We start from the raw sequence: 17,177 nt of genomic DNA on the forward strand, positions 1-17,177 counted from the left end.
ACATATCCTGTGGATTTAAGCCGTTCCCAGCTGGCCTGCCACCTGTCCCATTGACTGTTGCGCCACCATTCCCACTGCCATTTCCGCCGCCTGCTCCCCCTTGTGGGTAGTTTCCCTTAGATGAGTTTTCATTTGAGTTATTAGCGTTTTGGCTATTTCCATTGGAACTCTCCGTGTGGTTAAAGAACTTTTTTGTTGGTCTGTAAAAACAGCGTTAATTGCATCAGCTTTTTGTTGTAAAATATCTTGACTTGCATTCGGCGTATTGATCAATTCTTGCAAAATTGGTTTAAGCTTTTCTTTCTGGTCACTGGTTAAAGGGTTTTGTTGATCATTTTCTAGGCGACGTATTTCCATTGCAGCCGTTAACGCTGGATTACGTACTCTCTGCCCCTGGCCTGGTTGTCCCTGATTTGTTTGCCCTTGGGTTGCTTGTTCCTGATTTGTTGATTGTGCAGTGGTTGCTTTACTTGAACTACATCCAACGGTTCCGATCGACACGATCAGCAATAGTATCCCAACCAGTATCCAAGGTTTGCTCGAAAATCCTTGGATTTTATTTTGCTTTTCCATTTTTGATTAACACCCCCCTGATCAAAACAAGGTTTTGTAATTTATTGGTTTTTCCTTACATTAGTTCGTTAAGCTACCATATAGGCCATTACATCCTTACTATTTTCTAACTAACGCTTCAACACTCCCTTTCAACTTTATGATTAAGAATATAACTAAAATTTAGTAGAAATGTGATTAGCATCTCAAGATTTTATTAAGATTCTGGGCTCTGCCACTCCTCTCAGAATTTGCGAGTTTTCTACAGCTTACTTAAAATAATTGTACGCACTTTTTCGTGCAACCCATTAATCTGTTCTTTTGTGAGGTCATAAGTCTCAATAGGCTCCGATATTACCATTTCAACTTCTGCAGGTTTTATTAAAAAACCGCTTTCTTCCATGAGTTTAAAGCTTCCTTTAATCGTAACAGGAACAATAGGGACGTTTGCCTTTATTGCTATTCTTAAACTACCAGCTTTAAATTCCCCCATTGTATTCCCTTTCGAGCGGGTTCCTTCCGGAAAGATCACCATTGAATATCCTTTTTTTAAATAGTCTGCAGCCTGATTCATAACCCGTAGGGATTGACGCATGTCATGCCGATCCAGAAATAAACAGTTCATTTGCTTCATCCATTTGGATATTATCGGGATTTTTAATATTTCAACTTTCGCAATAAATGCTTTAGGTTTATCAATACAGCCCAAAAATATCGGTATATCAAAATTGCCCTGGTGATTACTCACGAATAAAACTGTACGATCCAAAGGAACATTCTCCGCCCCAATCACTGTAACCTTGGCACCAGCAAAGTTTAGTAAATCCTTTGCCCATTTTGATGCTACCGAATTTACTAGTTTATCTCGTTCATTAATTTTCTGCTTTTCTAAAAGACTATTAACTTTAAAATACGAAGGCATAATCTTTATCAGATAAAGCCAAAAATAAGCAAACCAAACTATCGTACGAAACATAGTTTCACTCCTATCATAACTATGATTATTAGTTATGAATTTGTTTTGTCGATTTCCTCAACAATCATATTATACCTCTTCCTTTGTAGTAAGCATAGAAATCAGGCCTGCAACAAGACTCCTGTTGCTTTCATCCGCTTTAAATAGGAATGGAGACATAGCTAAAGGTTTATGTCCCCATTCCCTACTCAATCTTATAAAATAATTCGCTGGGTATTTTCTGTAATACACAAATACTAATTTCATCTCAGTTCATCTTTATCTTTATTTGACGTAAGTAACTACATTTTTCTTTCTGGGTGCAGCATCAGGTTGATCGCCTTTCCGATAGCCGAGTGCTACTGAATATAAAGGCCGATACCCTTCCTGAACACCAAGAAGTTTTTTATATTTTGATCCGTTTTCGTTGCCAAAAACAAATAGTCCAAAGTGAATCCAGCAGGCAGCCAGGCCAATAGATTCAGCCGCAAGTAAGATATTCTGAGTTGCAGCAGCACAGTCAGCAGGCATCCACGGGCTTTCATCACCACAAACAAGGATAACTGTTGGCGCCTTATAAAATGCATTAAATTCTTGATTATTGGCTAGTTCTCTAATAAATTGCATTTCATAATTTTTTACAGCTGCTTTGGCAGCTTCGCTTAATTCGTTAATCAGCTCTGCTTTCTGTATAACTAATAAACTGCCAAGATTGAGATCCGGCGTTAGGTGCGTACTGAGCAGCTTCCAAAACAGTTTCCAATTCGTTGTCCTTGATTTGCTTGTCACTGAAACTTCGGATACTTCTACGACTTTTTATTACTTTCAAAATTTCATTCATTCTTAAGTAACCTCCAATATAATCGTTTCCAATTTTGTCTCTGGATAACCTTACGACACTTTTCGTCACCATTTCTAGTGAATAATTTTCTCTTTCTAAATGATAGCATTTGCTAACCTCTAACACCTCTATAACAACCAGTTTTTAACCAAAAAAATCCTCCGTCTGATGTCAAAACGAAGGATTTTCCTTTCTGATTTTTGTTGATTTGCTTTGTCAACCATTCCTATCTGCTAAATATCTTCGTCTTTCGGCATCTTAATCGCAAAGTGCGCTCCTTCAAGGATCTGTGCTAATACGTTCAATGGGGTAGTCGCCACTTCACGGTACATCCGGTGGGTGTATAGGTGACGAACGTTGGGAAACTCTTGTTTAAATAATCTCCTTGCCTTATCGCCGGCATGATCGGCATCCAGGAGAACGCAAACTTCATCATCACTGAATTCAGCGATTAATTGTTCCAACTTATCCGGCCCTAATGTCCCATTAGTACAAGCAATCTCCACGGGTTCATCCAGAAGTTGCTGCAAACGCTGTTTGTCTGTTTTTCCTTCTACTATAATAACTCTACCCATTATCCCACCAATACTTTCAGCCCAAATAAAAAGTTATCCAGCGTAGCTTTTACTTTTTGCTGCTGAACTATGCTTCATCATAGCTTTGCATCCTCCACTCCATCGAGCCAGTCTTCAATCACGCCAACCACTGAAGCGATGCAGCCGTCTTGAAAAGGAGAAATCAAATTAGCTAACTCGACCAGTTCCAGAAACGACTGACTACCACCAGCCTTACATAACCTCAGGTAATCAGCCCAGGCCGTGTCGTGATTTTCGCGGGACCTTTTCCAGAACTGGAAAGCACAAATTTGGGCTAGGGTGTAGTCTATATAATAAAATGGATCGCCAAAGATATGCCCTTGTTGATGCCAGTAACCACCACGTTCTAAATAATCGTTGTCCTCATAAATGCGATGGGGTAGATATTTATTTTCGATTTCTCTCCAAGCAGCTTTTCTCTCCTGAGAAGAAGCCTCCGGGTGAGCATAAACGAAATGCTGAAATTCATCAACCGTAACCCCGTAGGGAATAAAAAGTAAGGCAGCGCTCAAGTGGGCGAACTTATACTTTGCGGTGTCTTCTTGAAAAAAGAGTTCCATCCAAGGCCAGGTGAAGAATTCCATGCTCATCGAGTGAATCTCACAAGCCTCATAGGTAGGCCAATGATATTCTGGAATTTGATAGTCTTTGCTGCAATAAACTTGAAAAGCATGCCCTGCCTCATGTGTCAAGACATCAATATCACCTGAGGTACCATTAAAATTGGAGAAAATAAACGGCACCTGATAGTTGCTAATATAGGTACAGTAGCCACCACCGGCCTTACCTTTTTTAGCAACTAAATCCATAAGCTCATTCTCCACCATCGACTTGAAAAATTCGCCTGTCTCTACTGACAACTCGTTGTACATACTTCGCCCATTAGCTACAATCCACTCAGGATCACCCTTAGGCTTAGCATTGCCCGTCTGGAAATCAAACTTCTCATCGTAATACACCAGAACCTCAGACCCCAACCGTTTACGCTGTCTTTCCCGTAATTTACTAGCCACCGGAACGATAGAGTCAAGGACCTGTTTGCGGAAATTTGCCACCATGACTGGGGTATAGTCTGAGCGCAGCATTCTAGCATACCCAAGTTCAATAAAGTTTTTATAGCCCAACTTTTCTGCAATACGTGCCCGAACTTTGACCAAACCGTCATAAATTTCATCAAACTTCATTTCATTGGCACTAAAGAAGGCGTATTTAGCCTCATTGGCTCGTTTCCGCATCGATCGATCGGTCGACAACTGGAACGGAACCAAGCCCGGCAGATTTCGCTCTTCTCCTTCAAACATAATCTTGGCTGAGGCAATAAGCTTGGTATATTCACTTGACAATTTATTTTCTTGTTGCAAATCTTGAATGATTTCTGGGGCGAAGGTTTTAAGGGTTAGATCTGCTTTAGTAAAAAGCTGTTTCCCCCACTTTTCTTCTAAAGCCTGTCGAAACTTCGAGTTAACTAACAACTGATAATACCTGGAGATTAAGCCTTGATATATCGGCATGACCTCGTCAAAATAGGTCTGTTCCTCCTCATAATACAGGTCATTCGTATCAACAGTATGGCGGATAATTACCAGTTGTTCCATCGTCTCAAATTCGCTTCTTAGCTCATTTATCGCTACCATCAGAGCATCCTGTTGCTCGAAATCTCCAGCCTGATCAAACTTAGCCAAAAGGCCAGAAAACTTGGTTTCCAGTTCCGACAAATCCGGCCTTTTGTAAGTAAACTCTCTAAACTTCATAGTGACCACCTCCATGCTCTAATTCTATATGGAAACGTTTAGTGATTCAAATTTTACGTGCTCGATAACCAAGAGCCCCATTCGTATTTATTACAGAAACTCTACTTTTATCCAAATAAGCAGGATAACTGTGATAATGTGTCGTATAGTTAAGTATTGGAAAGAAGTGTGTCACTAGCAACATTATTCACCCTCTTGTGTTTACAATCATGTAGGGAAAATCATTAATCTCATAATCAAACCCAATGATCGTGAAAAGAGATACTGTGATATTCAAATATAGAAGGAGTGGCTTCCAATCGTAAAAGTTAAAAATTCCTCTGCAGCTTATCCTTTGAAAATCAGCCTAATCTATGCGCTCATTGGATGCATCTGGTTTCTATTTTCTAACCGTATGCTCAATCACTTTGTTCAGGACCCCATTCTTATGAACCATCTGCAAACAGGCACAGATGGTTTTTTTATAATCGCTACTGCAGGGCTACTTTACTATCTTTTTTATCGAGGAATGTCTCATCTTCTCCATTCGGAGAAAGGCCTACTTCAATATGAAACGCTTTTAAGGCAGATCGAGCATAAGATTCTCACATCTCAACCCCTTGAAGAAGAAATTCTTCCATACCTAACAGAACAACTCGTCAATACTTTGGGCTATACAAGTGCCTTAATCGGTATAACTGAGCCGGATGGGTCAGTATCTTTGCGTGCTAGCGCTGGGGTCTTTGACAACTCGCTGAACCGACTTGAAATACGGTGGGATGACACACCCCTGGGTAAAGGCGCATTCGGTCAATGTATCCGCTCCGGAAAAAACCAAGCACATAATATACAAGGCAATCCACAATTTAAGCCTTGGTCCCACCTGCTTGAGAAAGCTAACATCCGCTCAGTCATTGCTCTTCCACTTAAGATTCAGGATCAAGCCATTGGTGCCTTGGTTCTATTCTCCCAAAAGCCTAACTTTTTCACTCCTGCTTGTTGCTCTCACCTTGAACATTTTGCCTTCCAAGTTGCAACCGCCTATACAGCAGTGCATCTTAAAACTCGTTTAGAACGTTATCACCTGCTCTATGAACATTCCAGAGACATCTTACTTTTTATTCATCCAGATGGTCAAATAATTGATGCCAACATTGCCGCAATTCTTGCCTACGGCTATTCTAGAGAAGAACTCCTCTGCATGCGGATTCATGATTTGCGAACACCAGAAACACGCTCTACTATTCAAGCTCAACTCCAAGATGCCTCCAATGAAGGAATTCTGTTTGAAACCATTCACCACCGTAAAGATGGAACTCCCTTCCCCGTGGAAGTAAACTCACTAGGAGCCTCTCTCAACGGAGTGCCTGTTCTTTTGAGCATTGTACGTGACACTTCAGAACGCAAAAAAAACCAAAAAGCTCTCCAACAAAGCGAAGTACGTTACCGGGAAATGTTTGAAAACATGAGCAATGCTGTTGCCGTTTATGATGTTACGAATTCTGGAAAGAGTTTTATTTTCAAAGAGTTTAATCAGGCTGCCGAGAAAATTGAGAAAATCTCACGAGAAAACGTATTGGGAAAATCACCCCTCGACGTGTTCCCTAATTTAAAAGAATTTGGGCTTATTAACATCCTCTCGCGGGTTTGGAATACCGGAAAACCCGAGACTTTCCCCACGAGCTTTTATCAAGACCACCGCATAATGGGATGGCGCAATTATTACATCTATAAACTCAACTCTGGTGAAATCGTTACGATTTACGAAGATGTTACCGCGCAAAAACAAGCCGAAGAGTCCGTTTGGTTAGAAAAGGAACGGGCGCAAGTGACACTCCATTCCATCGCCGATGCGGTAATTACGACCGACGTCTCGGGGAACATTGATTACCTCAACCCTATCGCGCAAAAACTTACTGGTTGGTCGGATGCCGCTGCTAGGGGTTTGCCAATCTTTTCTGTGTTTAACATTATTAGTGATGTTACTGGTAAGGTTCCTGAGAATCCTGTGGAGAAATGCCTCAAGCTGAATCGCAGTGTTGAAGGGAATGATCATACCCGCCTCATCCACCGCGATGGGAATTCCATTGAAATAGAAAATTCCGCAGCCCCCATTAATGATCGCCATGGGAAATTTATTGGTGCAATTCTAGTCTTTCGCGATGTCAGTGATAAACAAAACCTAGTTCGCGAGCTCTCCCATCAGGCCCATCACGACGCTCTAACCGGACTTCCAAACCGTCTTTTATTCATTGATCGTTTGACCCAGGCCCTAACCCATACCCGCCGCAACAACCATAAAATCGGTATTGTCTTTCTAGATCTGGATCATTTTAAAGTCATTAATGATACGCTTGGGCATAATGTCGGAGATCTTCTTTTGCAGGCCGTCTCCAAACGCCTCCAGAACCATTTGCGCGAAGGAGATACCGTTGCTCGACAAGGAGGAGACGAATTTCTAATTCTCCTTCCTGACCTGGTTCATAATTCAGATGCCTCTACCATTGCTCAGAAGATACTCAATTCTTTCTCAGAGCCTTTTATACTCGAACAACACGAAGTGCTAGTCACACCAAGTATCGGCATTAGTCTTTATCCTACAGATGGCGATAACCTGGAAACCCTTGTTAAACATGCCGATGCCGCCATGTACCATGCCAAAGAACTGGGACGCAATAACTATCAGTTTTATAGCTCTGAATTGTCCTAAATAGGACTTAAACACAAGGGTAGTCTTATCTCAAATGTTGTGCCTTTATCAAGCTCGCTCTCTACTGTAACCTGTCCACCCTGGAGGTCTATCAAGTGCTTAGCAATAGCCAGTCCCAGTCCTGTACCATTCTCATTGCGAGACTTATCAACTTTGTAAAAACGATCCCAGATATGGTTTAGCTCATCGGCAGCAATACCATATCCTTGATCACAAATTTTGACCGAAAGCATATTAAACCCAAACAGCCTTGTTTCAACGGACACCTGGGTGTTATTGGGAGAATATTTAAGTGCATTGTCTAAAAAAATAACCAGCAGTTGGCGTAAACGATCATAATCACCCCAAAACGGCGGAATGTCTTGGTCCGATAGATATTCAATTCTAATTCCTTTCTGCTCGGCGATTGTTTGAAAACTCTTAAGCACGTCATCAAATAGGCTGGGCATATGAAGCTTTTCTTTATGCACTGTAATTTTACCAGATTGGAGCCGAGATAATTCTAAAAGGTCACCAACTAAACGTTCTAATCCACGCGTTTCTGAAAGCATCCTTTGGTGGTAACGCTTAATTTCCTCGCTTTTCTGAACTGTACCATCAACCATCGCTTCGAGGGAACCACGGATGACGGTCAGAGGAGTACGGAATTCATGCGACACATTGGCAACAAATTCCCTGCGTAGTTGCTCAAGACGCACGCTCTCACTGATGTCCTGGACTAACGCAACGCTTCCTGTTATTGCTCCTTGATTGTCTTCAATGGGTGACAAGATAAACATCAACTTTTTACCCAACCAATCTTTCAACCTTCGCGAGGACTTCTTTTCTTCCATAACTTTAGTAAGCTGGGTCTCTATTTCTAAGTTTTTGAGGTCCATTTCTAATTCTTCTATCAGATATGGATGAGGTCTGTTCATAATTTCCGCGAGAGCGGAATTGACACTTACTGGCCTAAGGTTCGTATCAAAAGCAATGATGCCTTCTGAGATACTTGATAGTATGTCCTTGAGTTTGCCTTTTTCCTGAAAAAGCAGATTAATCGTGGAGCCTAATTCCAAGGCCAAATGGTCAAGGGAATTCCCAAGTTGCCCCAATTCATCCTGGCGTTCTACCCCTGTTCTCGCTGAATAATTGCCGCGTGTTATTTCCAACGCCGTACGATTCATAGCTTTCAAGGGACGGGTAAAGATGAGGGAGTAGAATAATCCCAAGCCTACAGCTAACACCAAAGCAAACAGAAGACTGATTGCCAGAATACCGACTGCTCTGTTCAGCGTTTCTGTAACCCCCGTTACTGGAGTATGAAGAAACACCGAGCCAATTATTACATGATTGGAGTCTATGACTGGAACCCCCACGGTTATTGTGGCTTCGTTATAGACACTGCTAAAACTTTCGCTGACAGATTCTTTACCTGAAAGAACCTCTTGAATGACTTTTTCAGCCTCCTTCGGCAAGGGCTCTGAATTATTCAGGAAACTTTGTCCCTTGCCAGCTCCTATACCCAGTCCTTGGCCTGACCCTTGTCCCATACCCCAACCTGCACCCCTGCCCATTCTTTGTCCCATTCCAGAGATTATTGCCAGGTTTCCTTTACTGTCAGTAATCCATACTTTTGACTCTGTCAGGGTATCCAAAGAACGCATGTATCCACCGAAACCACTCATTTGCCCATTGGCACTTTCCAAGTACTCAGCAGCAACTTCGGATACACTGCGCGCACTTGCCAGCATAGTTTTCTCTCTGCTCTCAAATGCATATTGCCTAAACATTTGAATGAAGATTATCCCGATGGTCAGCATTGATATAAGCACTATGACAACAAATCCTACCGTTAATTTAAAAGCAATTCTTTTCTTAAACATGCTTGACCTCAAATTTATAGCCCACGCCCCAGATGGTTTTTATGTCCCAGCTATAGGATTCAGGAATATTCATTTTTGACCTAAGTCTCTTGATATGGGTATCTACCGTACGAGCATCACCAAAATAATCATAACCCCATACACTGTTTAAAAGGTTGTCTCGTGAGAAAACCTTTCCTGGGTTGGATGCCAAAATCCACAAGATCTCGATTTCTTTCTTGGTAAGATTGATAAGCCGCCCCTCAATCATCGCTTCATAGTCTGAAAGGTTTATTTTCAAGCCGGGGTGACAGATAATATCGTTGCTTTGCTCTCCAGAAATATCGAGGCGCCTTAAAACTGCACGTATTCGAGCCATGACCTCTCTGGGACTGAAGGGTTTTACAATGTAGTCATCAGCCCCGATGTCCAACCCCAAGATCCGATCGCCATCTTCCCCTTTGGCTGTAACCATTATAATTGGTACATTAGAACTTTGCCTAATTTCTTGGCAAACAGTAAAGCCATCTTTTTTGGGCATCATAACATCTAACAGCACAAGCAACGGTCTATATTCTGCGAACTTCTGTAAGGTCTCTTCACCATCTCGCGCAATAATCGGCAAAAAGCCTTCTTGGGTGACATATGTTGTTAAAATATCAAGGATGCTATCATTATCATCTGCAATGAGTAGATACTTGTTCAAACTCGCACCTCCCTAATCTCTCTACATTTTATCACTAATCTCCATAACGTTTGTGTCATGTTTATGGCAATAATTTAATTACTCTAGTTAAATAGCGCTGTCCGAATTGAACTAACGGTACTAGTGCAATTGCTCCCAGACGTTTTCAAAATAATTTCCAAACTAACTGGAATTTCTGTTTTCAGGTTTCTCCAGTTATGATAGTATTGTCCTATTTTTGACAAGCAACACTTTTAGTCTCCAAAACCAGCCTAACGGACAAACGACAAGAACGGATACCTTGTGTGGCATTCGATCTTGTCGTTTGATGTGAGTACATGAAACAATCGTGGCTTTAGTTTAAGTTGAACAACATTATTAAACCTTAAATTTATTAACAGCTAATTCTAGACTTTCCCCAAGCTTAGCCAAGGCTTCTGCGGATTGGCTCACGGATACCATTGTAGCTGCTTGTTCTCCTGAAGAAGTGAAAACACGCTGTGCATTGGCAGCGCTTTGCTCAGCAATGATACCAATACTCTCTATGGATTGAACAGCCTTGGTCGTCCCGCTAGCCATTTGCTGTGAAGCTTCCGCAACCTGCCGAATCTGCTCAACGACAGTGTTAACCTCTACTACAATGGTTCGGAAGGAGTTCCCAGCAAGATTGACAGCCTCAACTCCTGCGATCACTTCTCCTTTTCCTTTCTCCATCACTTCAACGGCACGTACTGTCTCGCGTTGGATATTACCGATGAGGGTTGCGATCTGAGTTGCCGACGTCGATGATTGTTCCGCCAGCTTTCTTACCTCATCTGCGACAACCGCGAATCCTCTCCCCTGTTCGCCAGCCCGTGCAGCTTCAATGGCTGCATTCAAAGCCAATAAATTAGTTTGGTCGGCAATTCCTTTTATGACATCAACAATCTGTCCAATTTGTTTGGATTGGTCCCCTAACTGAAAAACGGCTTGACCTGTTTGGACCGAAACTTCACGGATTTGTTCAATTTTTTGTATAGCATTTTCTGCCTGTTGGGCTCCCAATTCTGCTTCCTGTGCTGCCTTTTTACTACTTTGACTAACGATCTCGGCATTCGCTGCCACTTGTTGTGCACTGGCAGACAGCTGTTCAATAACACTACTGGTATCCCCGACAGATATTGCCTGATCAGTTGCACCGGCCGCAAGTTGGGCCAGAGTGTCAGAAACTTGTTCACTGCTAGCCGTCGCTTCTTCTGCCGCAGCCGATAATTCCTGGCTAGTTGCCGCCACACTCTCCGACTGATTTAAGACTTCTCCAATGACTTCCCGTAATGAAGAGACCATTTCACCAACCGCTCGTGATAAAACACCAATTTCATCTCTATTATTGATAACAGGCATCTGAACATTTAGGTCTCCTCCTGCCACCGACTGAGCGACCTTCGTCACCTCAGAAAGAGGGCGGCTGATATGTCGCGCTAACATAATCGCTAAAACTGCCCCAACAATCAAGGAGATCACAATAATAACGATAAGGAGCCTTAAGACCGAAGTTTCTGTAGCTTTCGCGTCTGCAACAGCTTGGTTCCCACCTTGAGCCTGAAAATCCATTTGTGAATTCATGGAAAGAATGGCTTGATCAAAACTTGCTTTGCTCTTTTCGGTTAATAGAGCACGTGCCTCAACCTCTTTACCTGCCTCAAGTAATTTCCATATCTGATCAGCATCACTCATATAGAGGCTAAATGACTTCTGCATGGCTTGACTTCTATCTTTTCCTTCTGGAGTTTTTACTAATTTATCGAAGGTACTATAATCAGTCTCCCAATTGTTCTTATAGCTGACAAATTCAGCTTTGGCGTCTTGGAACGCATTCGCATCGTTTCGATTCGTAAATCCTAGCAAGAGAGTGCGCCGAGTGTCTTCTGTATCCTCAACCACTCTGGCTAAGGCAGTGGTTGATTTCAACCAGTGTCCCCCTAAATCGTCCGCACCCAAATTAATCCTATAAACGCCGTAGTAACCAACGACCCCTACAAGCAGAGTTAAAAGTACAACAACGAAAAAACCTAGCTGTAATTTGATTCGGATTCCATAGCTTATGTCTGATTTTAAAGTCTTTTTGTTACTCATGTTGGTCCCCCTTAAAAGATTTGACAGTATGGGTGTGAATCTTTGTCACCTCTTGCTCCTCTCATTATTTGGATATACTCCCAAATCCTATTTGCCCTTACTTTCTACCAATCAAAACTCTCAACTCTTTCTTTTTTTAATAAAAACAAAATCGCCGAAATCAATGGATCGGCGACAAATCTTTGTTCGGTAACCCGGCTATCTTCCGTAAAGCAAATAGGAGACCCGTGGCTTTGCGTCCTCAGTTCTCACTGAGTTTGCCTTTATCGCTGAGTATTAAATTAAGTTAAGTTAAGTTAAGTTAAGTTAAGTCAAGTTGAGGCAGACAATGTTATGTCTAGTTATTAATGGGTAGCACTTAAGTAATGCATTAATAGGACTTATGTATCAATGAATGAAATATAACACATACTTAAATGATATACAATCTTGTAGTATATAGCAACTTTCCACAATTAATTGTACATTAATAATTGAATCGACATTTTTATGGTTTTCTTGACATTATATTACACTCAAGCTAAAAACACTGAGTCATAATATTTGATAAAGCTTAATTGATAAATGACATATTTGGTTCAATATTTGCCATATTTATGCCACGATTATACAATATTATTAATGCGGATGTTAAAAACAAACTAAAACAAACTAAAACAAATTAAAGAAAACTAAAGCAAAAATGGGGCGTGGTTTTTATAAAGAACTACAAGAAACTCATTGCCGTAGGCACAATCATCGGGGTTTTAGGGGGAGCCGGCGTAGCAGGTGCTTCCTACATTACTGGTGCAACTACACCGGCGGGAATTGTATCCGCTTTGACTGGTAAGCCTGTAGAACAAGTCACGGCAGAAAGAGCCGCAGGAAAATCCTATGGAACCATTGCTAACGAAGCTGGGAAATTAGAGGAGTTCAAAACACAAACTTATTTTTTCCCCCTATGACCCAGGTTCCTTGAATAACAAGATGAATTTAGGAAATCATACCTTAGAGGAAATGAAAGGGGTGTTAGTATGTTTGAATTGTCATTTTACTTAATTTTTGCGGTTGTTACTGGGCTGGTTACATTTATTATCATTCCAAGAAATTTGTATAAGAAATTTTTTCTTTATGGATTATTATTCGGCGGCATTGGCGACTCTGTGCTTGCATCTATATTCCATTTCATGGGCTTATTAAATTATAAGAACTTGGGTTTAACCAGCATCTTTGGCATTTTTTCTTTTTGGACACCCGTTGCTTGGACTTTTTACTTCATGATCTTTTTCTACTTTTTGCCAGTCAGAAAATACTTTTTAGTGCCCTACATTTTGATTTTTGTTGCCTTAAATTATTCAGTAGGGATGGTTATGTCCCAATCAGGCTTATATGAACTGGTAGGTGGCTATAAATATGTGCAACCATTTGTTTTTCTAATTTGGTGTTCCTTATCCGCTTGGGTATTTCACAAAGGTGAACATAGGATTATGATCTAGATAACTAAATCGAGGCATTCACTCATTAAAAGCGACTGGATTATCCAATCGCTTTTACTTGTATTATCACGGTTTCCATCAGCGATAAAATTGAATAAAATACATCAATTCACGTTTCCTTAAAGGAATGGGTATATTTATGTAGAATCCTAAACCTACAGACAGTAAATTGATCGAACTCTTTAGCCTCTTGGTAAGAAATCAGTCGAAACAGAAATAGGAGTTTTTTGATGAAGCGTAATGTGAAAAATTTCATTTTGTTTGTCCTATGCCTTATATTAACTGGATGCACTACCGTCCCAACTATAACTTCTTCGCTGACTGCCTCAAAAGGTACTGATGCGCTAGACAAAACTATAACAGACCCAGAACCAAAGCCTCCCCACATTGAAACCATTACTCTTACCGCTACTGGCGACATTTTAATGCATAACACTCAAATTTGGGGTGGTCAACAAAACGATGGCTCATATAATTTCGATTCTTTTTTCAAGCAAGTAGAACACTTGATCCAAGCCGGAGACTATGCCTCCACCAATTTCGAAGCTCCAATGGCCGGACCTGACTCAGGGTATACCGGCTACCCCTTGTTTAATAGTCCAGATGCTATAACCGAAGCCTTTAAAAATTCCGGCTTCGATCTAATAGTAACAGCTAACAATCATATCTTAGATAGGGGCTACAATGGAGCAATGCGAACCTTAGACATTTTGCAAAAAGCATCATTAGATACCACAGGTTGCTTTTCCAGTGCTGAAGCACAGAATTCACCTCTTATTAAAACTATACGGGGCGTGAAAATCGGATATATCGCCTATACTTACGGTACCAATGGCATTCCGCTCCCTAAAGATGCTCCCTACTTAGTAAATCTCCTGAGCCCAGATAAGATTTTGGCAGACATCTCTCACCTGAGGCGTCAAGTGGATATCCTTGTATTGGTCTTACACTGGGGCGAAGAGTATCGCCAGCAGCCAACTGATCAACAAAAAGAACTTGCCCATAGGTTCGTGGAAGCGGGCGCCGATGTGATTTTAGGAAGCCATCCACATGTCATCGAACCGATGGAAATCTGCAATATTAAGGGCAAAAATAAATTTATCATTTACTCCATGGGTAATTTCATCAGTGCTCAAAATGGATTGGAAAGAAACAGCGGAATTGTGCTCAATTTAAAGTTTCGGAAAGACTTTGACTCGGACATTACTACTCTCACTGAAGCTACTTATATCCCTACCTTTTCTCATCCTTATCAAAGCAACGGCAACCTTCAATACAGAGTTGTGCCTATTGCCGAAACCATCCAAAAAATCAAGAACAACAGTGATCCCTATCTTACAGCTCAAGACTTGCCGGTCTTAGAAACGATATTAGAGCAGACGAACAAACAATTGGGAAACGGCTTTTACACCCTTAATCAAGAATCCTGAACGATCTCTGAACAATCTACAACAACGTCTTTAACTTCTATAAAAAATAAAACCAAATTGACCACTTGACAGCACCTTCCTACAAGTGTAATCTATAACTAGACTACACTTGTAGGAAGGTGCTTTTGAGATGAACGAAGTTACTTGTAAGATATCCGATGCCGAGTGGCAAGTTATGAAAGTTCTTTGGGCAGAGTCACCGATAACAGCTACTCAAGTTATCGAATATTTGAAACCTGAGACCCACTGGAGCCCCAAAACAATTCATACCCTTATTGGACGTTTAGTTAAAAAACAAGTCCTCGGAGTAAACAAAAACTCAAATTTATTTCAATACTATCCATTAGTATCTAAGGATGATTGCATGCGAGATGAGACAAAATCATTTTTGCATAAGGTTTATGATGGTTCACTCCACTTACTACTTGCTAACTTCGTCAAGAATGAAAGCTTATCGCCCAGAGATATTGAAGAACTGAGAAACCTACTTGATGAAAGGATAAAGTAAGGAACGGAAGTGAATGAATGTGATTTTAGCTGAACTCTTTCGGATGATTGTATCCTTATCCTTGAGTGGCAGCATCCTTGCCGTAGGACTATTGTTGATCAAGCTGTTATTCAAGCAAAAGCTCAGTGCCAGTTGGCATTACTATCTCTGGTTTGTGTTAATTCTGAGACTCGTAATACCCTTTACTCCCCAAAGCTCATTAAATGTTTTTAATTTTCTTCCCTACCACTCGCCTACAACTGGTTTGTCTCAGGTTCTTAAGGAAGTCCCCTCAATCGTCATCCCGCAGTTAACTAATAATAACCCTAATTCTGTCCAGGAAAGTCCGTTAACAGGTGATCACAATACAAATGCTAGTTCTTCTCCGACAACTGACACTTATGGAATCACCTTTACAACTTTAGCCATTCTTTGGTCTACTGGGGTTTTAGCAATCTTATTCTATATTCTTTTAGTCAACAGCTCATTATTTCTGAAATTTAAAAAGCAACCAACGTGCAGCTCTAAGGACATCGTTAAACTTCTTGAGGAGAGTAAATCACGTCTCAAGATTCACACTAAGGTTTCCGTTGTCTACGATGTTGGCTTAAAATCACCCGCGCTTTTGGGTTGGATAAAACCTAAAATTATCATTTCTCCCCAAATCATTGATAAGTTATCACCGGAAGAACTTCAATATGTATTCTTGCATGAGCTCAGTCATTTAAAGAGACGCGACCTTTTAGTTAATACCCTCGTCACCTTAATTCAGGTTGTTTACTGGTTTAACCCTTTCATTTGGTATGCATTGCATCATATGAAACAGGATTGTGAAATTGCCTGTGATGCCACTGCCTTAGCTACAGTTAATCCAGAAGAGCATAAAAAATATGCTCAAACTATCATTGAGCTAATGCAACTTCTAGCTGAGCCACATTGGATTCCTGGGACCATCGGTTTTGTTAGTAAATTTAACGCAAGGAGGATTATCATGATTTCTTCATTCAAAAAAACAACGCTTAAATGGACGATTGCTGCCCTTGCCTTGACCCTAGTAGTAGGGTGCTCAGGTTTGACCACTCCCTTGAACTCGACAGGAAACAACCCGAGTCATACTGAAAATCCCCCAACCGCCAGTCAACAAAATTCCGCTGGCACTTCTCCGACTCCGACTCCGACTTCTCCAACTCCGACTCCAACTGCTTCGACACCCGTTGCTTCATCTTCTCAACCCACGGACTCTACTAAAGCACTGCTGCTAAATATGACAAAATTAGCTCAGCAAGGTAAAGTGATTAACAGCGATTTCCCAGTAAAAACATCAACAATTGAAGACATAGAGAAAGTATTGGGAAAGGCGGATACTACCGAGTATGTAGCTGCAGCTAAAGGTCGGTACGCTACCTATTCCAGTCATAAGCTTGTGTTCGGCATTAACAAGGGGGAACAGATTTTTGAAACCCGATCCTATGATAACCAATTAAGGAACGTATCTCTTGGCAATGTAAAAGCGGTTTTGGGAACTCCAGCTTACGATACAAAATACAATGGTCAAGAAATCATTGGGTATACTGCAGGGCCCCAGTTTAAAATTGAAATGGTCTTCTCTCAACCGACTACTAGTATCCCTGACCCAGTGATCGATCACTATTCTGTTCTCTATCCCCAAGGTACTGTTAACTCTATGGCGGACGATCCAGGAAGGCAATGGTAATATCTTTCCAAATTCGATCATGCAACCCTCAACAGTCTTATGT

14 protein-coding genes and 1 riboswitch are annotated in these 17,177 nt (G+C 41.2%); of the genes, 6 read left to right on the plus strand and 8 right to left on the minus strand.

The window, feature by feature from the left end; translation table 11 throughout:
- Positions 1 to 15: 15 nt before the first annotated feature.
- From DOT_RS21360 to DOT_RS21380, 5 genes are all read right to left on the minus strand, one after another.
- On the minus strand, positions 16 to 573 hold the full coding sequence (locus DOT_RS21360; RefSeq protein ID WP_009623442.1) for a hypothetical protein: 558 nt from the start codon (positions 571 to 573) through the stop codon (positions 16 to 18).
- A 241-nt stretch (positions 574 to 814) separates the two neighbouring features.
- Complete coding sequence (locus DOT_RS21365) at positions 815 to 1,528, minus strand: lysophospholipid acyltransferase family protein (protein WP_009623443.1); 714 nt, start codon at positions 1,526 to 1,528, stop codon at positions 815 to 817.
- A 264-nt stretch (positions 1,529 to 1,792) separates the two neighbouring features.
- Complete coding sequence (locus DOT_RS21370; protein WP_050809933.1) at positions 1,793 to 2,296, minus strand: nitroreductase family protein; 504 nt, start codon at positions 2,294 to 2,296, stop codon at positions 1,793 to 1,795.
- A 285-nt stretch (positions 2,297 to 2,581) separates the two neighbouring features.
- Entirely contained in the window at positions 2,582 to 2,923 is a 342-nt protein-coding gene (locus DOT_RS21375) for a toprim domain-containing protein (RefSeq protein WP_009623446.1), read from the minus strand.
- A gap of 77 nt (positions 2,924 to 3,000) precedes the next feature.
- A complete protein-coding gene (locus DOT_RS21380; protein ID WP_009623447.1) occupies positions 3,001 to 4,695 on the minus strand; it encodes a M3 family oligoendopeptidase in 1,695 nt (564 codons plus the stop codon).
- Positions 4,696 to 5,089: 394 nt separating this feature from the next.
- Between DOT_RS21380 and DOT_RS27950 the strand changes: the two genes are divergently transcribed.
- Positions 5,090 to 7,384: a diguanylate cyclase gene (locus DOT_RS27950; RefSeq protein ID WP_009623448.1), complete on the plus strand. Its 2,295-nt coding sequence runs from the start codon at positions 5,090 to 5,092 to the stop codon at positions 7,382 to 7,384.
- On the opposite strand, the gene DOT_RS21390 is transcribed toward DOT_RS27950, so the two are convergent.
- The 3 genes from DOT_RS21390 to DOT_RS21400 all read right to left on the minus strand — a co-directional run bounded on the left by DOT_RS21390 (position 7,381) and on the right by DOT_RS21400 (position 12,028).
- Positions 7,381 to 9,249 (minus strand): ATP-binding protein, encoded by a 1,869-nt coding sequence (locus DOT_RS21390; protein WP_040413112.1) that lies wholly within the window; start codon positions 9,247 to 9,249, stop codon positions 7,381 to 7,383. The genes DOT_RS27950 and DOT_RS21390 overlap by 4 nt on opposite strands.
- Positions 9,242 to 9,934: a response regulator transcription factor gene (locus DOT_RS21395; protein ID WP_009623450.1), complete on the minus strand. Its 693-nt coding sequence runs from the start codon at positions 9,932 to 9,934 to the stop codon at positions 9,242 to 9,244. Before DOT_RS21395 ends, DOT_RS21390 begins: the two co-directional genes overlap by 8 nt.
- Positions 9,935 to 10,291: 357 nt before the next feature.
- Entirely contained in the window at positions 10,292 to 12,028 is a 1,737-nt protein-coding gene (locus tag DOT_RS21400; RefSeq protein ID WP_040413113.1) for a HAMP domain-containing methyl-accepting chemotaxis protein, read from the minus strand.
- A gap of 185 nt (positions 12,029 to 12,213) precedes the next feature.
- A riboswitch (cyclic di-GMP riboswitch) is annotated at positions 12,214 to 12,300 on the minus strand.
- Positions 12,301 to 12,717: 417 nt separating this feature from the next.
- Here DOT_RS21400 and DOT_RS21405 point away from each other — a divergent pair.
- The 5 genes from DOT_RS21405 to DOT_RS21425 all read left to right on the plus strand — a co-directional run bounded on the left by DOT_RS21405 (position 12,718) and on the right by DOT_RS21425 (position 17,134).
- Positions 12,718 to 12,972: a hypothetical protein gene (locus DOT_RS21405; RefSeq protein ID WP_009623452.1), complete on the plus strand. Its 255-nt coding sequence runs from the start codon at positions 12,718 to 12,720 to the stop codon at positions 12,970 to 12,972.
- A 69-nt stretch (positions 12,973 to 13,041) separates the two neighbouring features.
- Entirely contained in the window at positions 13,042 to 13,503 is a 462-nt protein-coding gene (locus DOT_RS21410; RefSeq protein WP_009623453.1) for a hypothetical protein, read from the plus strand.
- A 230-nt stretch (positions 13,504 to 13,733) separates the two neighbouring features.
- Complete coding sequence (locus tag DOT_RS21415; RefSeq protein ID WP_009623454.1) at positions 13,734 to 14,933, plus strand: CapA family protein; 1,200 nt, start codon at positions 13,734 to 13,736, stop codon at positions 14,931 to 14,933.
- Positions 14,934 to 15,063: 130 nt separating this feature from the next.
- Positions 15,064 to 15,441 carry a BlaI/MecI/CopY family transcriptional regulator gene (locus DOT_RS21420; RefSeq protein ID WP_009623455.1) on the plus strand — a complete coding sequence of 126 codons (378 nt, stop codon included), beginning with the start codon at positions 15,064 to 15,066 and terminating at the stop codon, positions 15,439 to 15,441.
- A gap of 13 nt (positions 15,442 to 15,454) precedes the next feature.
- Positions 15,455 to 17,134 (plus strand): M56 family metallopeptidase, encoded by a 1,680-nt coding sequence (locus DOT_RS21425; protein ID WP_242833886.1) that lies wholly within the window; start codon positions 15,455 to 15,457, stop codon positions 17,132 to 17,134.
- The last annotated feature ends 43 nt before the right edge of the window (positions 17,135 to 17,177 follow it).

Origin of the sequence: Desulfosporosinus sp. OT (assembly GCF_000224515.1) — a bacterium.
Classification (GTDB): Bacteria; Bacillota; Desulfitobacteriia; order Desulfitobacteriales; family Desulfitobacteriaceae; genus Desulfosporosinus.

Bases quoted from the DNA above. Each gene is read 5' to 3' on its own strand.
- DOT_RS21380 (WP_009623447.1), bottom strand. From the start codon at position 4,695: ATGAAGTTTAGAGAGTTTACTTACAAAAGGCCGGATTTGTCGGAACTG.
- DOT_RS21420 (WP_009623455.1), top strand. From the start codon at position 15,064: ATGAACGAAGTTACTTGTAAGATATCCGATGCCGAGTGGCAAGTTATG.
- DOT_RS21365 (WP_009623443.1), bottom strand. From the start codon at position 1,528: ATGTTTCGTACGATAGTTTGGTTTGCTTATTTTTGGCTTTATCTGATA.
- DOT_RS27950 (WP_009623448.1), top strand. From the start codon at position 5,090: ATGCTCAATCACTTTGTTCAGGACCCCATTCTTATGAACCATCTGCAA.
- DOT_RS21400 (WP_040413113.1), bottom strand. From the start codon at position 12,028: ATGAGTAACAAAAAGACTTTAAAATCAGACATAAGCTATGGAATCCGA.
- DOT_RS21375 (WP_009623446.1), bottom strand. From the start codon at position 2,923: ATGGGTAGAGTTATTATAGTAGAAGGAAAAACAGACAAACAGCGTTTG.
- DOT_RS21410 (WP_009623453.1), top strand. From the start codon at position 13,042: ATGTTTGAATTGTCATTTTACTTAATTTTTGCGGTTGTTACTGGGCTG.
- DOT_RS21415 (WP_009623454.1), top strand. From the start codon at position 13,734: ATGAAGCGTAATGTGAAAAATTTCATTTTGTTTGTCCTATGCCTTATA.
- DOT_RS21360 (WP_009623442.1), bottom strand. From the start codon at position 573: ATGGAAAAGCAAAATAAAATCCAAGGATTTTCGAGCAAACCTTGGATA.
- DOT_RS21425 (WP_242833886.1), top strand. From the start codon at position 15,455: ATGAATGTGATTTTAGCTGAACTCTTTCGGATGATTGTATCCTTATCC.
- DOT_RS21390 (WP_040413112.1), bottom strand. From the start codon at position 9,249: ATGTTTAAGAAAAGAATTGCTTTTAAATTAACGGTAGGATTTGTTGTC.